Raw genomic sequence first — 13,540 nt, 5'->3', positions numbered from 1 at the left:
GAAATTGCAGAGGTGGTAATTGCAGAGATCGAAACTGTAGAAACAGAAATTGCAGAGACCGAAGTTACTCCTACTGAGATTTTAGGAGGCCAGGCCCAAACACTTTTAGCTAGGGTATCAGCATCCTACACAGCAGAATCGCAAGGTATTGACACAAATACTCCGACGACTACTACTGACACCTTTAAGGTTGCTGACAACGTCGGTGCTAACGTAAACGTATCTGTGAGCAGTGAAGCTTGTCCAGAGAATTTTAATCAAGTTAGTATTCCGGCAAATGGTAAAATGTGCCAAATATTTGCCGCCGACTTTCCGGCATCAATGATTTTATTTATCCCGCAAACACCTGAAGAGGTCGTTCAGTATTATTTAGCATCTTCCAACAACTTCGTTAAACCAAAGAAAATTAAGCAAAGAACCATGCTAAAAAGCGCAGACAACAATACAACGCTAATTATTTCTAAAGACGGCGGCGGTACTCAAGTTGATATTCTTGTTAAGGCGCCTGTGTCATAAAATAAATATAATTCAAGATGTTACGTCTATAATAAAGTAATTTAAATCAGTATCTGAAATCATGGACACTGATTTTTTTGTGTCTACAAGGTACTTAAGTTAATTTTTATTACGCTAAAAAAAACGCTTTTTCCTTTCTACATTTTTATTTTCAACTATAAATATCTATTGGCACATCAATTGCAAAAACAATGAATGCAATGGGAAGGTTCCCTTTGTATTCTTGATTTGGTCTTGATGAGTTTCTCCCTCATTACAAAATTGAAGAAATTAACTAATGTATTAGGAGTCGTTATGGAATTCGCAATCGTACTTATTATGGTATTAATAGTTGTTGCTATTGTTGCGGTAAAATTTAGTGTTGAGGAGGTTAGCTTTCCCTTTATGAGTAAAGCTCAACTTTTTTCTCCCGTTGAACATCAATTTCTCGATATGATTGAAAAAGCCGTAGGCGATGAATTTAGAGTGATGTGTCGTGTTAAACTAACCGATTTACTAGCATTGCGCAGAAACACCAATAAGAAAATGGCAAAAAGTGCATTACTGCGAGCTGGCAGTAAACAACTCGACTTTGTTTTAGTGAGTAAAACCGACATGACGCCTGTTCTGGCATTGGATCTTGTTCACTCGCTAGGTAAAGAAGGGCACAAAACAACTAGAGACTTTTTTGTCACCGGTGCTTTAGATTCAGCGGGTATTCCACATGCACGTATAAAAGCGCGTCATGGCTATAAAATTGAAGATATCAAAGCATGTATTGAAGCCAAAATTATGCCCCTCAGGCGGCGTCAGGGAAAACTTCCTATCCCAGTAGCTCATGAGGCTCCAAGCCTGTTTACTCCGACCAAGCGTCCTACTCGTCCGGTTCGGTCCTCAAGGCAGGTCGCTGCTTAAGCATTTCCCATAAATTAACGTAAGAAATCGTATGATTTCTTGCGTTTCTGTCCATGCTTAGTAAACTTCGGGCCTATTGAACAAAGAGATAACACATGAAAATAGCAATCTTAGGTGCGATGGATGAAGAAGTGAAACTCATAAAAGAGTCTCTCAATCACTTGCAAGAAGTCGCTTACTCCCACTTAGTTTTTTTTACTGGTCAATTGCATGGTCACGAGATTGTTTTAGTCAAGTGCGGTATAGGCAAAGTGGCATCAGCTGTTGCTACCACTATGATTATCGACAAATTTGACCCAGACTTTGTTGTCAATACCGGCTCGGCAGGCGGCTTTGACAAAGAACTCAACATCGGTGATATTGTGATTAGCGATGCAGTAACTCATCATGACGTTGATTTAACCGTATTTGGTTATGTTCTCGGACAATGCGCTGGCATGCCCGAGAACTATGTGTGTAACGAGCAGTTAATTGAAGCTGCTGAGAAATCAGCTAAACAAATTGAAGGTGTTAAAGTGAAAAGGGGCTTAGTTTGCTCTGGTGACAGCTTTGTTGGTAGTGATGAACTTGCATTGGCAACGCAACAAAAATTTCCATCCATGATAGCCGTTGAAATGGAAGGTGCAGCCATTGCACAAACTGCTTATTTAATGGGTATTCCATTTTTAGTGATCCGCAGTTTATCCGACATAGCAGGGAAGACATCGACAGTTTCATTCCAAGCCTATTTAGAAAAAGCAGCGCAAAACAGTGCACAGTTGGTAATAGGAATGGTAAAAGCACTGGCTTAATCTATGGACACCCTCATCAGTTTTATTACAAGCCCTGCTATTTCACCTTGGTTTATTTTATGTACCGTGGTCCTTTTTGAGCGTTTTTGGTACTTACCCACTCGAGCAGATCCTCTGGCTTTTGTTCGTTTATTAGGTATAAGAATGGCGGAGCGAGTTTGTCCGGTTGTAAACTCATCTGCACCATATCCGAAGAAAACACAATTTTGGATATCTGGTGCGCTTGCTGCATTCATGATAATCGCGCCCAGCCTTGTTATTTTAGTCATATTTAGAGAGTTCGTTTATTATCCTGCAATATTCGACGCCATAATTTTATATTTTTGTATACAGTTTTCATCTCATATTCAACGTTTTCAACACATTCGACGTGCGTTATTAACCGGTAAGAAGAAACTAGCGAAAGACCTATTGGCTCCCATGGTATTGCGAAAAACATCAACGTTATCTGACGTTGGAATAAGTAAAGCCGCAATTGAAACATTGTTACTACGCTTTCATTATCAAGCATTAGTTTGCTTCTTTCTATTTATCGTTCTTGGCCCATTTACTGTGTTGACCTATCGATTATGCTACGAGTTACACCTGGTTTGGAACCCTAAAATTCAAGCTTATCGCGAATTTGGAAAGCCAATGGCCAAGCTAGTCATACTTTTTCAATGGCTGCCTATTCGACTTAATTCCTTGTTATCCATCTTATTGAGTCGCGGTTTTAAGCTATTTCCTTACTTTACAGCAAAAAAACTAACAACGCGTTGGCGTGAACCACACGGGGCTATTTTACTTCACGCAAACCATTTTGCACTTGACATCAACCTCAGCGGTGCAGTGTATTATGATACGACAAAAGTGCGTCGCGTTAAGTATATAGGCAACGGTGAACCCACAGCCCAGTTTATGCCTAACGCACTAGCCATTGTAAATCGGGTACTTACGGTTAACCTATTGCTCTTACTGCTAACTTGCTTAATAATCAATACTCTTTCTATGAGTATCTAACAACAAGAGGCAACACTTATCGCCATTTGTAATTGCAGTTCGTTTTATACTGCTACTAAATCAACATCCATAGATAAAAGTAAAGCTATCGTAACGACTTCAATTCTGCTGTTTTCACTCTTATTTTTGAGCGCACTACCAAGCAATGCTCAAGACAACAAGCTACGTATTATAAGTTTGTCTCCTCACCTCACTGAAATTGTGTTTGCACTTGGTCGAGAAAAACAATTGGTTGGTGTAAGTGACTACAGTGATTATCCTTATTCTCAAGGATGTGTTGATAAAGATTGTTCGAGTAAATTACCTTCGATAGCTAGTTACCAAGGCGCTGATATTGCTGCAATTATTAGATTAAAGCCGAGTATTATTCTTGCTTGGGAGGGTGGAAACAAAGCCCAAGATATTGCTAGGCTAGAACAGTTGGGTTACTCTGTTTTTAGGTCATCACCAACAAATATTAAAGCGCTGATGGCGGAAATTCTTGCGTTGGGGAAAATCCTCAATGCAGCACCCAGAAGTAAGCAACTACATGCAACAATGACAACGCAACTTGCACAAATAAAATCACAATACGCAGAAAACAATGTGCATGCGCTTTATTACATGAGTCAACAACCGTTGAGCGGCATGGGCAGTGACAAGTGGCTAAATTCCCTGCTTTCCTTGTGTAACATTAAAAATATCTACGCAGCACTGCCGAGTGCTTACGCGCAGTTTTCTATTGCAGATATTATTAGAAAGCAGCCTGAGATCGTTATTGTGGCAAGCCATCAATCTACTTCCTCAGTGAGTGCTTTTTGGGCTTCTCATCGGGAGGTTTTTAAGCCCAAAGTGGTCATGGTAAACCCAGATGCCCTGCATAGGTTTACACCACGAGTTTTACCTGAGTTAGCGCGTTTATGCAAAAAAGTGCATTTTTAGAATTATTAGCTAAAATGTTAAATAGAAGTAAATTGAGTGGCCCCAGTAAAAATTAAATGGAAGTAATACAATGAAAAACCCTACACTAATAAATCGCACTAAAACCCTATTTAACTTAATGACTTGCCTGTGCTTATTTTTTATATCGGCGGCAGTAATGGCATCAAAAGATATTAGCCCCGAGACGATGTTGGCGATGGAAAAATCCGAGCGTTTACTATTAGACGTCAGGACTGTTGAGGAATATACCAACAGTCATATTCCGACATCGGTCAATATTCCACTTAATGAAATAGGAGCTCGTTTATCTCGTCTTTCCGATTTCAAAGATTCTCCGGTGGTTGTCTATTGCCGGACTGGCACTAGAGCAGCTAAAGCAATTACCTTGCTGGAAGACAACGGTTTTACTAATGTGATGCACCTTGAGGGCGATATGGTAGGCTGGGAAGCTCAACAAAGACAGACTAATCAATTAGGTAAATAAAATGCGTGATCGTGTTTGACTTCCGCGATAATGGCAGTCAGCGTCAAAGCAAAAATAAAGCAAGCGATCAAAGTAAATTGGTTGCCTGGACTCATTCTTCAGGTATTTGCACTCCTTGTAGTGCTACTTTATTTCTATTATTCACCTGCACAACCTACGTTTAGTTTTATTGCAGCATTAAAACTCAAATACAATACTTATTTTGCAATAATCTCAACCGCGATATTTGGCGGCTTACTTCCTTTTGTTATTTTATTTTTGAAGAAGCGAATAGTAAGACCGTTTGTTTTGCATCTGCTTTTCAATATTCTACTGTGGGCATTTATGGGCTGGCTTATTGATAGTTTTTATCAACTGCAAGCGTTGATTTTTGGAACTGGTATTGATGTTGCTACGATTGTTAAAAAGACCTTACTGGACCAATTTGTATTTACCGTTTTTATTACAAGTCCTTTAATTACCACATTGTATATCTGGAAAGAAAGCAACTTCAATCCGCTACAAACAATAACAAGCTTGCAAGTCAGCTTTTTCAGGGAAAAATTACCTGCAACTATTTTCAGCACCTGGATTGTCTGGTTACCAGCCGTCACTTTAATCTACATGATGCCACCGGCACTTCAATTACCATTATTTAACCTGGTGCTATGCTTTTTTGTACTGTTGCTAAGCGCGCTTAATAACGATTGAGCACAGGCATTACAATATCTGAACGCACTCAATCCATGCTGAGTGCTTTATTCACGCTAATCACATCTACTCAGATACACACTCAATTGGCATCCAATGCGTAAATATTTTAAACGAGACTCTATTTACACTAACCTGATCCTCGCAAACTTCCGCTTACCTACCTGATACACATTTTCGCCCTTCCGTTGCACAACAAAACGCGTATCGGTTACTTTTTCACCATTAATTTTAACAGCACCTTGCTTGATCATGCGCATCGCATCTGATGTTGATGCAACCAGATCAGCCTGTTTCAACAAGTTCCCAATGGCAATACCTTGTGCATCAATAGTAACTTCAATTTCAAGCATCTCATCCGGTATGGCATTTTTCTGAAAACGCTGAATAAAATCTTGCAGCGCCGCCTCTGCATCTGCTTTACTGTGAAAGCGCGCTATCAGCTCCTGCGCTAAAGCAATTTTAATATCGCGCGGGTTTGTCCCGTTTGCCATATCTATTTTAAGTTGCTCAATCTCTTCGATCGGTTTAAAACTGAGCAAATCATAATAACGCCACATGAGCTCATCAGAAATAGACATTATTTTTCCGAACATCTCTGTCGGTGAGTCAGTAATACCAATATAGTTGTTTAATGACTTAGACATTTTCTGTACGCCATCCAAACCCTCAAGCAATGGCACCATTAATATACTTTGTGGCCTTTGACCTTGGTCCTTTTGCAATTCTCGGCCCATTAACAGGTTGAAGCGCTGGTCTGTCCCCCCCAACTCTACATCGGATTCCAGGGCAACAGAATCCCAACCTTGTACTAAAGGGTAAAGAAACTCATGAATGGCGATAGGTTGACCATTCGCATAGCGCTTTTTAAAATCATCACGTTCTAGCATTCTTGCGACAGTCTGACTAGCAGCTAGCTTAATCATACCCGCGGCCCCTAGTTTATCAAACCACTCGGAATTAAAGCGGATCTTAGTCTTTGCAGGATCAAGTATTTTGAAGACCTGTTCTTGATAAGTTTTAGCATTCTCAAGCACTTGTTCTTTGGTAAGTGGCTTTCGAGTCGCATTTTTCCCAGTCGGATCACCAATCAAACCAGTGAAATCGCCAATAAGGAATGTAATTTCATGTCCTAACTGCTGAAATGTACGAAGCTTATTTATTAAAACCGTATGCCCTAAATGTAGGTCAGGCGCAGTCGGATCAAAGCCAGCTTTGATTTTTAAAGGCTTGCCCGTTTTTAACCTCTCTATAAGCTCTTCTTCAATTAAAATCTCGTCTGATCCGCGTTTTATTTCCGCGAATGCTGTTTGCCAATCTGCCATTACTTATTCCTGTAGTATAAAAAGTATAAAGTGACTCACTTTATAACTCACTCAATTTATTAGATTTTAGTTGAAGTATTTTACCAGCAAGGAAAATACGCACTACATTTACATAACAACAACGGTTAAATTGAACCTTTACGCTGGATCCGAGCCCGAAATCATTATACTCTATTGTTTTACCAACTATGCATTTTACGGTCGTATGATTACGAATACAATAAAACAACTGCCAAAACCACATCGATGGACACTTGCGTGTGTCGCGTTGGTCTTGGTGTCTTTGATTTTATTCCCATTTGATTCAGTCAAAGCCTCAAAGAATATTGAGGTCAAACAATTATTTCCTGGTATTAAATATGAATTACATCTTCCCCTGCTAACCACCGGTTCTGCTAGTCCGGCGACAGACGATGATATAGATAATTGGCTAACCTATAAAGTAGAAAGTGGCGATACGTTAGCCAAAATATTTTCACATATTGGGTTAACCGCCCGCGATACTTACGATGTTAGCAGTGCTGGCGACCTAGCTAAAAATTTAATCAAAATAAAACCCGGCGATATTGTATATATACACGTTGACGACGCTAACCAATTTGTATCATTGCGTTACCCGCTTTCTAAAACCGACACCTTAGCCATCGAAAAAAGTACAGATGGTAAGCTTGTTAGCGACGTGTCAATCAAACAAGTTGCAACTTTGTTGAGCTTTGCACAAGGCGAAATCCGCAGTAGTTTTTGGAATGCAGGCACTGAATCAGGCTTAACCGATAATCAAATAATGCGTCTAGCCGGTATTTTTGGCTGGGATATCGATTTCGCACAAGAAATACGTGAAGGCGATACGTTCAATGTTGTTTTTGAAAAACAATATATCGATGGTGAATTTATAGGTTTCGGCGATATTGTTGCGGCTGAATTTAACAACCAAGGTGAAGTTTTCCAGGCTGTTAAATACGACGACGGCAACTTTTACACCCCAGACGGCAGGAGTATGCGTAAAAGTTTTTTACGTGCCCCCGTTTCTTTCAAATACATTAGCTCAAGCTTTAAAAAACGTCGCTTTCACCCTGTGCAAAAAAGATGGAAAGCGCATCGTGGCGTCGATTACGCGGGTAAAGTAGGTACGCCAGTGATGGCTGCAGGTGACGGAAAAGTTATCAAGTCGGCTTACGATAAGTACAACGGTCATCATGTTTTTATTCAGCATGGCGAAAAATATACAACCAAATATTTACATTTTACCAAACGCGCAGTGAAGTACGGTGAAACAGTGAAGCAAGGACAAACCATTGGTTATTTAGGCTCGACTGGCTTAGCTTCTGGTCCACACTTACATTATGAATTTCTTGTTAATGGTGTGCACCGAAATCCCAGAACAGTGACGTTACCCGAAGCAAACCCAATAGATAAAGAACATGCCAAAGAGTTTAATTTAATTGCGCAAAAACGCATGAAGCAACTTAATAACAATAAACGCATTATGTTGGCGATGAACTAAGCAACCATCGCTTGAGCACGTGTGACTAGGCTCAACTTTTCAAGTGAAGCTATCCACCCATATTGTTGATGTAACATGTCTTCCTCACGCTTAAAGCCACTTTGAGAGAGTTTAATTGATGTGGTCGTAGGATTATCACAGTTAAATTCAATGCCCACTTGAGTGATGTCGTTTGTGTCTTCCCAGCGCCAAGTGAAACACAAACTTTGGTTTAAGTTAATGGTTTCATAGGTGCCTACAATCGTCTGTTGAAAACCGTCAGGGGATTGCAGTATCAATCGATAATTTCCCCCTTCAATAAAATTTGACATAAACTGAGACACCATCATGTTGCCGGGTGCAAACCAACGTACAAGCACATTTGGATCATGAAAAGCAGTATAGACGTCGTCAAGTCCTGCGTTAAGTGTGCCGTTAATGGTAAAATCATACATAGAATCTACTTCGCTTATTATTCTTAGCTGTGATATAAAAGTTATCGGCATCATTAGCATTTTCTTCACTGTGGATTTCATCAAATTTGGATTATTTTGTATGCCTAAGATAGCGATTATTAGCCGCGACTATTCTGCCTATAAGAACGCACTGCATGATTTACAGTTAACTGGTGAACTCGATGATGTTGAACTTATTTGGGCCAATGAGCATGCCAACGGTGCTCCTCTAAGCGACATTGAATATGCCTTAGCAAATCCAAATATTATGTCGGAATACATTGATGAATGCGTTAATCTTACTTGGCTACAATCAACTTGGGCGGGCATTAACGCTCTCGGAAACAAGCCTAAAAGAGACTATCAGCTGACGGGTTTAAAAAATGTGTTTGGCGCTCAAATGCGCGAATACGTGATCGCTTATTTATTATATTTTCAACGTCACATTCCCGAATTAATCAGCAATCAACAACAGCGCCAATGGCAGCAATATCGTATTCCAACGCTGCAAAATCAAACTATGGGGATCATGGGTTTAGGAAGTATTGGAAAAGACGTAGCCATCGCAGCTAAAGCATTTGGTATGAGAGTCTACAGCTTAAATGCAATGAGCAAACCGGTCGAGGCTGACCGACACTTTAATTTGGCTCAATTGTATGAATTCGCAAGTAAAGTCGATGTCATTGTCAATTTACTACCACATACAAACCAAACAACCGGTATTTGTGATGTAACATTTTTTGAAAACATGAAAGCGCATGCCATTTTTATCAATGCTGGGCGAAGTAATGTCATAAATGATGACAACGACTTGGTCAATGCGTTAAATAATCGCAGAATACGAGGCGCTGTTATCGACGTATTTAAAACAGAACCACTATCCACCGAACATCCCTTTTGGGATACGCCTAATTTACTAATGACCAATCACACGGCAGCAACGAGTCAACATGAGTTAGTATTTAACGTATTCAAAAACAATTTGCGTAAAAAACTACAAGGCTTGCCTCTTGATTCATGCATAAACATCGAACAAGGTTATTGAATAACTTACTTTCTCGGTTTATTTAATTTGCACCAATTGACCCGTTTTTTCAACTGACGTTAGTCCTTCAAAAGCCTCGTCATTCCGAGATTGAAGAGGCGTAACCAATGACCACTGAATTTACCTTTGCATTCTTTATTGATAGTAATAACCGCATCTTTCTTTGATTTTCTTTGCTGCTTTTTGGGGTTTATCAAACCATCATATTTGTCTAGGATGGCGAGCAACTTCGCGCCATCACAGATTTCTTCATTTTTAAGCCCCATTGGGTATCCAGTGCCATCAACAAGCTCATGGTGTTGCATAACCATTTTTCTAGCTTCATCCCATAAACTCAGATTTTCCAGCAAACGCGCACTTTTATACACATGAGAGCGTAATAAATTTTGTTCTAAAGGAGTCAACGCAGTCTCTTTATTGACCACCTCTGCAGGCATGAAAGAGATACCAAAGTCGTGCACGTAGCAGGCAACGGCTAACTGCGCTTGATCGATGGGTTTGTCATTCAATGCGTTAATATAGAAAGCCAGTTTGGCAATTCGATCACCTCGCCCTTCGGCATACCCTGCACGCTTTTCAATTGGCTTCATCAATTCTCTAAAAAAAAGCAAATCGACTTGCTGCTCTGGGACTAAATTTTTTGGGATCCCGCTGCGCGCTAAGTTAACTATATTTTTCGAGGGTGCATCGTCTTGGCGTAATTGTCGAGATGGCTCAATGAGGTTAACTGCTCTGGCAAGCAAGCCTTCATGGCGCGGCTGATTGGTCGAATCTATTTCAGATATAATCTCGATAACTGCATCGTTTAATTCGTTGTCATATTCTGCCTGTCCAGATTTCACGCAATTTTCAACAAACACTTTTACGTTGTCCATAAGCAAAAGCACGAGGTCACTCATGTTGCTCGTGTAATCAATTTCGCCTTTTCGAAGCAAATCAAGCAGGTCTTCTAGGCGCTGCAACACATTGATCATTGGTGTGAATGCGACTAAGCCTAAATCCCCTTTAATAGTATGCACTGAGCGAAACAAAGCGCGTTGTAACTCATTATCTTTAGGTGTGAGCTCTAACTCTATTAGTGTTTGCTCACTCGCTTCGTATAATTCATTAATTTCTTCAATTAAGTCGTGAAGAATATCGTCTTCTAATTCTTCATGCTTAAAGATGGGCATAAGTGCTCTCTTACTAAAATTAAATACACAATGGTAGTATATCGGCACTAGTGCAAAATTCATGCATTAAATCGACTGATAAGGTATCTTCAAATAAAAATCTCCGTATAATTGTGTGCAATTGAAGCTTTTTGGAATGTCTGTGCTAGCTATTATTCGAATCATAGCGCTATTTGTTTATTTTATCGTGGTTAATGCCGTACTCTTCTTAATTTACCTAACGCGTCCTTTTCATAGAAATAACGTGTATTTAGCTGGCCAATTCTACTCAACTATGACTCGAATTCTTGGTTTAAAAATAGATTTGCGGGTGTCAAGCAAGGTCGATACTGAGCAAAATTATGTGTTTCTTGCTAATCATCAAAACAGTTATGACATTTTAACCATCAGTAAAGGTGCATTGCCTGGTGTAGTCACTGTAGGTAAAAAGAGTATAAAGTGGATCCCCATTTTTGGTGTTATTTACTGGCTGTCTGCGAATATCATGATTGATCGCAAAAATACAGGAAGCGCTAGAAATACACTGAACGAAACCCTAGATAAAATGAATAAAAAGAAACTGAGTATTTGGTTTTTCCCTGAAGGTACCCGCAGTTATGGACGCGGACTATTAAAATTTAAAACAGGCGCATTCAGGTTAGCGCTAGAGGCTCAAAAATTAATTGTCCCGGTATGCGCAAGTGAAATGCATAAAAAAGTTAAGTTAAATCGTTGGAATAATGGCACTGTCATTGTCGAAGTGATGGACCCTATTGAATTACCAGAAGGAATGAGTGCTAGAGAATTGGCGATTTATTTTCATTCCATCATGTCCACAAAAATTGATCAGCTAAACGTAGAAGCTGAAAAACTAGATAACGCATAAGGTCAATTGACCTAGATTTACAAGATGAGGTTAGTATGAGTTTGCATGACGCCAATGAATGGTACGAATTTAATAAAGAAACAATAGAAGCGTTGATAGAAGATGGAAGCGATATGGACCTTCCACACACAATCGAGCATCATTTGGCTTGCAGTGACTTTGATGCACTTGAAAAAGCCGCTGTGGATGCTTTTAAAGCAGGTTTTGAAGTGACAGATGCAGAAGAGCTTATTCTGGACGACGGCGACACAGTTTTTTGCTTCGACGCTATTGTAGAAAAAAAGCTGGATGTCGAGGTATTTAATGCCGACTCAGATAAACTTATCGCGATTGCCGACAAGCACAAAGTCTATTATGACGGCTGGGGTACTTACTTTATTGGCGAAGGTGCCATTGAGCGAGACGAAATCGACGATGCTAATAGCTATGAATATGACGATGACGATGACGATGACGATTGAGAGCAAAAATGATCCGCTAGATGCAGGATAAATAGGTGGATCCGCGAATACATTTACATAAGGGCACTAGATAGAATGAAAGAGTGTAACCAGTGTGGAAAATGCTGTATCAAATATGGTAATGGCGCTCTTTCTGCCACAACCGAGGAAATTGATCTGTGGGAGCTATTTAATCCAGAAATTTTTGAATTTGTTAAAAACAACGAAATTTGGTTTGACCCTGAATCTGGCTTGCGCTTAACAACATGCCCGTTTCTCGAGATTGAGTCCCCTAAAAGTGCTCTCGCTCAAACTAAGTATATTTGCAGCATATACTTAGACCGCCCCGAGGATTGTCGCCATTACCCGAGTCGCATTGCTGAAATGATTAGAGACGAGTGCGAAATGATTGAAGTCGTCGATTTAAGTGATCATAAACGAGCTCAAGGCAAGTTAGATTTATTAATGCAAGATAGTCGCCCTTCTGAAAATTCATAGCGCCTTATTGCAGTGACTCACCTAAGATACTCACCTGAGTTTACACTAGTCCAGTCAGCTGCCGTTCAGTTTAATTTCAGATTAGGTTCAGGTTGCTAAGAGCATAATACGTCTTAAGCATTAAACTTAAGGTGTTACCTAATGAAACCATCTAAAAATAAATTTCTTCATGCAACTGTTCCTAAAGCAATCGCATTAGCCTCCATTTTCGCTTTAGGCTTTGTCTCAGCATCTGCATTAGCATTAGCAAGCAATACATCACCACCAGACGATAAGACATTGCAGGATGTGGTGGTTAAAGGAATCGAATATCAGCCCAACATGCTGCGAGAAGACGGTTCTAATGTAAAAGTTAAGAAACAGTTAAAAGGTGCAAAGCCACTTGTTGCTAATTCAAATGCCCCCACACCATTAACACTTTCTAAAAGGGCGCCCTTACTAAGAGAGTCTGCTCGCAGTAATGATGATCCTGATTTTTGGATATACGATAGCTTCGTCACGCTTACTGTAGATCTTGACTATGATGGTTACTATTCATCTTTTACACTCGAATTCGATGTTGACACAGTCTATTTATCAGCGCCTATTTACGCCGTAATTTATACCTCAACGTCGGACGTATTTACACCGTTTTATACCACTGAGGTTTATAATATCAATGGCGACAATACTCAAGACGCTATTATTGTTGAAAACCAGTTAGTCACTGGCTTTCCAAGTAATGACTATGAACTGATGGTGATGATCTATGATGCTGAGACCGACGAAGTCGTTGCCGTAACTGATGGTACTGATGACGCTGATTTAGCAATTCTTAGCTTAGAAAGTGAAAACTATGAATACGTAGAGACCGTTGAAGTTGTGGTTATAGAGAATGGTGGTGCGCTAGGTATTGGCTTAATTGCCGGATTATGCTTGCTCGCTTATAGACGATTAAAAAGTTAATTTTCTTGACCAGTCGC

16 protein-coding genes are annotated in these 13,540 nt (G+C 39.9%); 13 read left to right on the top strand and 3 right to left on the bottom strand.

The genetic code is table 11. From position 1 onward, the window contains the following. The 7 genes from CXF81_RS00140 to CXF81_RS00110 all read left to right on the top strand — a co-directional run. The coding region (locus CXF81_RS00140; RefSeq protein WP_101179058.1) for a hypothetical protein at window positions 1-516 on the top strand (516 nt) is incomplete at its 5' end. A gap of 294 nt (window positions 517-810) precedes the next feature. Next, on the top strand, window positions 811-1,410 hold the full coding sequence (locus CXF81_RS00135) for a DUF2726 domain-containing protein (protein ID WP_101179056.1): 600 nt from the start codon (window positions 811-813) through the stop codon (window positions 1,408-1,410). Between the two features lie 95 nt (window positions 1,411-1,505). Continuing rightward, a complete protein-coding gene (locus CXF81_RS00130; RefSeq protein WP_101179054.1) occupies window positions 1,506-2,201 on the top strand; it encodes a 5'-methylthioadenosine/adenosylhomocysteine nucleosidase in 696 nt (231 codons plus the stop codon). Window positions 2,202-2,204: 3 nt separating this feature from the next. Next, window positions 2,205-3,200: a cobalamin biosynthesis protein gene (locus CXF81_RS00125; protein WP_101179052.1), complete on the top strand. Its 996-nt coding sequence runs from the start codon at window positions 2,205-2,207 to the stop codon at window positions 3,198-3,200. A gap of 177 nt (window positions 3,201-3,377) precedes the next feature. Next, a complete protein-coding gene (locus CXF81_RS00120; protein ID WP_101179062.1) occupies window positions 3,378-4,121 on the top strand; it encodes a helical backbone metal receptor in 744 nt (247 codons plus the stop codon). A gap of 157 nt (window positions 4,122-4,278) precedes the next feature. Further along, window positions 4,279-4,605, top strand: coding sequence for a rhodanese-like domain-containing protein (locus CXF81_RS00115; RefSeq protein WP_232771711.1), 327 nt, complete (start codon window positions 4,279-4,281; stop codon window positions 4,603-4,605). A 30-nt stretch (window positions 4,606-4,635) separates the two neighbouring features. Next, window positions 4,636-5,295, top strand: a complete 660-nt coding sequence (locus CXF81_RS00110) for a hypothetical protein (RefSeq protein ID WP_101179048.1) — start codon at window positions 4,636-4,638, stop codon at window positions 5,293-5,295. Between the two features lie 125 nt (window positions 5,296-5,420). Here the strand turns inward: CXF81_RS00110 and tyrS are convergent, their stop codons facing one another. After that, window positions 5,421-6,620, bottom strand: a complete 1,200-nt coding sequence (tyrS, locus tag CXF81_RS00105) for a tyrosine--tRNA ligase (RefSeq protein ID WP_101179046.1) — start codon at window positions 6,618-6,620, stop codon at window positions 5,421-5,423. 205 nt (window positions 6,621-6,825) lie between these two features. Between tyrS and CXF81_RS00100 the strand changes: the two genes are divergently transcribed. Next, a complete protein-coding gene (locus CXF81_RS00100; protein WP_101179044.1) occupies window positions 6,826-8,124 on the top strand; it encodes a peptidoglycan DD-metalloendopeptidase family protein in 1,299 nt (432 codons plus the stop codon). Here CXF81_RS00100 and CXF81_RS00095 read toward each other — a convergent pair. After that, window positions 8,121-8,558, bottom strand: coding sequence for an SRPBCC domain-containing protein (locus CXF81_RS00095; protein WP_101179042.1), 438 nt, complete (start codon window positions 8,556-8,558; stop codon window positions 8,121-8,123). The genes CXF81_RS00100 and CXF81_RS00095 overlap by 4 nt on opposite strands. 100 nt (window positions 8,559-8,658) lie before the next feature. Here CXF81_RS00095 and CXF81_RS00090 point away from each other — a divergent pair, with 100 nt between their 5' ends. Further along, window positions 8,659-9,603, top strand: coding sequence for a D-2-hydroxyacid dehydrogenase (locus CXF81_RS00090; protein WP_101179060.1), 945 nt, complete (start codon window positions 8,659-8,661; stop codon window positions 9,601-9,603). Between the two features lie 59 nt (window positions 9,604-9,662). Here the strand turns inward: CXF81_RS00090 and CXF81_RS00085 are convergent, their stop codons facing one another. Then, entirely contained in the window at window positions 9,663-10,775 is a 1,113-nt protein-coding gene (locus CXF81_RS00085; RefSeq protein WP_101179040.1) for an HD domain-containing phosphohydrolase, read from the bottom strand. Between the two features lie 142 nt (window positions 10,776-10,917). Here CXF81_RS00085 and CXF81_RS00080 point away from each other — a divergent pair, with 142 nt between their 5' ends. The 4 genes from CXF81_RS00080 (at window position 10,918) to CXF81_RS00065 (ending at window position 13,523) form a co-directional block, all read left to right on the top strand. After that, a complete protein-coding gene (locus CXF81_RS00080; protein WP_101179038.1) occupies window positions 10,918-11,640 on the top strand; it encodes a 1-acylglycerol-3-phosphate O-acyltransferase in 723 nt (240 codons plus the stop codon). A 35-nt stretch (window positions 11,641-11,675) separates the two neighbouring features. Continuing rightward, a complete protein-coding gene (rraB, locus tag CXF81_RS00075) occupies window positions 11,676-12,101 on the top strand; it encodes a ribonuclease E inhibitor RraB (RefSeq protein WP_101179036.1) in 426 nt (141 codons plus the stop codon). A gap of 75 nt (window positions 12,102-12,176) precedes the next feature. Next, window positions 12,177-12,578 (top strand): YkgJ family cysteine cluster protein, encoded by a 402-nt coding sequence (locus tag CXF81_RS00070; protein WP_101179034.1) that lies wholly within the window; start codon window positions 12,177-12,179, stop codon window positions 12,576-12,578. A 141-nt stretch (window positions 12,579-12,719) separates the two neighbouring features. Beyond that, window positions 12,720-13,523 carry a choice-of-anchor H family protein gene (locus tag CXF81_RS00065; RefSeq protein WP_101179033.1) on the top strand — a complete coding sequence of 268 codons (804 nt, stop codon included), beginning with the start codon at window positions 12,720-12,722 and terminating at the stop codon, window positions 13,521-13,523. Window positions 13,524-13,540: the final 17 nt, after the last annotated feature.

The sequence above is a fragment of the Glaciecola sp. 33A genome, assembly GCF_002836745.1.
Classification (GTDB): Bacteria; Pseudomonadota; Gammaproteobacteria; order Enterobacterales; family Alteromonadaceae; genus Glaciecola.
Note: the sequence above shows the minus strand (reverse complement) of the source record. Positions and strands in the feature narration are given on the sequence as shown.

Coding starts and splice junctions, on each gene's coding strand:
- CXF81_RS00085 (WP_101179040.1), bottom strand. CDS start 10,775: ATGCCCATCTTTAAGCATGAAGAATTAGAAGACGATATTCTTCACGAC.
- tyrS (WP_101179046.1), bottom strand. CDS start 6,620: ATGGCAGATTGGCAAACAGCATTCGCGGAAATAAAACGCGGATCAGAC.
- CXF81_RS00095 (WP_101179042.1), bottom strand. CDS start 8,558: ATGTATGATTTTACCATTAACGGCACACTTAACGCAGGACTTGACGAC.
- CXF81_RS00090 (WP_101179060.1), top strand. CDS start 8,659: ATGCCTAAGATAGCGATTATTAGCCGCGACTATTCTGCCTATAAGAAC.
- CXF81_RS00070 (WP_101179034.1), top strand. CDS start 12,177: ATGAAAGAGTGTAACCAGTGTGGAAAATGCTGTATCAAATATGGTAAT.
- CXF81_RS00135 (WP_101179056.1), top strand. CDS start 811: ATGGAATTCGCAATCGTACTTATTATGGTATTAATAGTTGTTGCTATT.
- CXF81_RS00115 (WP_232771711.1), top strand. CDS start 4,279: ATGGCATCAAAAGATATTAGCCCCGAGACGATGTTGGCGATGGAAAAA.
- CXF81_RS00065 (WP_101179033.1), top strand. CDS start 12,720: ATGAAACCATCTAAAAATAAATTTCTTCATGCAACTGTTCCTAAAGCA.
- CXF81_RS00125 (WP_101179052.1), top strand. CDS start 2,205: ATGGACACCCTCATCAGTTTTATTACAAGCCCTGCTATTTCACCTTGG.
- rraB (WP_101179036.1), top strand. CDS start 11,676: ATGAGTTTGCATGACGCCAATGAATGGTACGAATTTAATAAAGAAACA.
- CXF81_RS00110 (WP_101179048.1), top strand. CDS start 4,636: ATGGCAGTCAGCGTCAAAGCAAAAATAAAGCAAGCGATCAAAGTAAAT.
- CXF81_RS00130 (WP_101179054.1), top strand. CDS start 1,506: ATGAAAATAGCAATCTTAGGTGCGATGGATGAAGAAGTGAAACTCATA.
- CXF81_RS00100 (WP_101179044.1), top strand. CDS start 6,826: ATGATTACGAATACAATAAAACAACTGCCAAAACCACATCGATGGACA.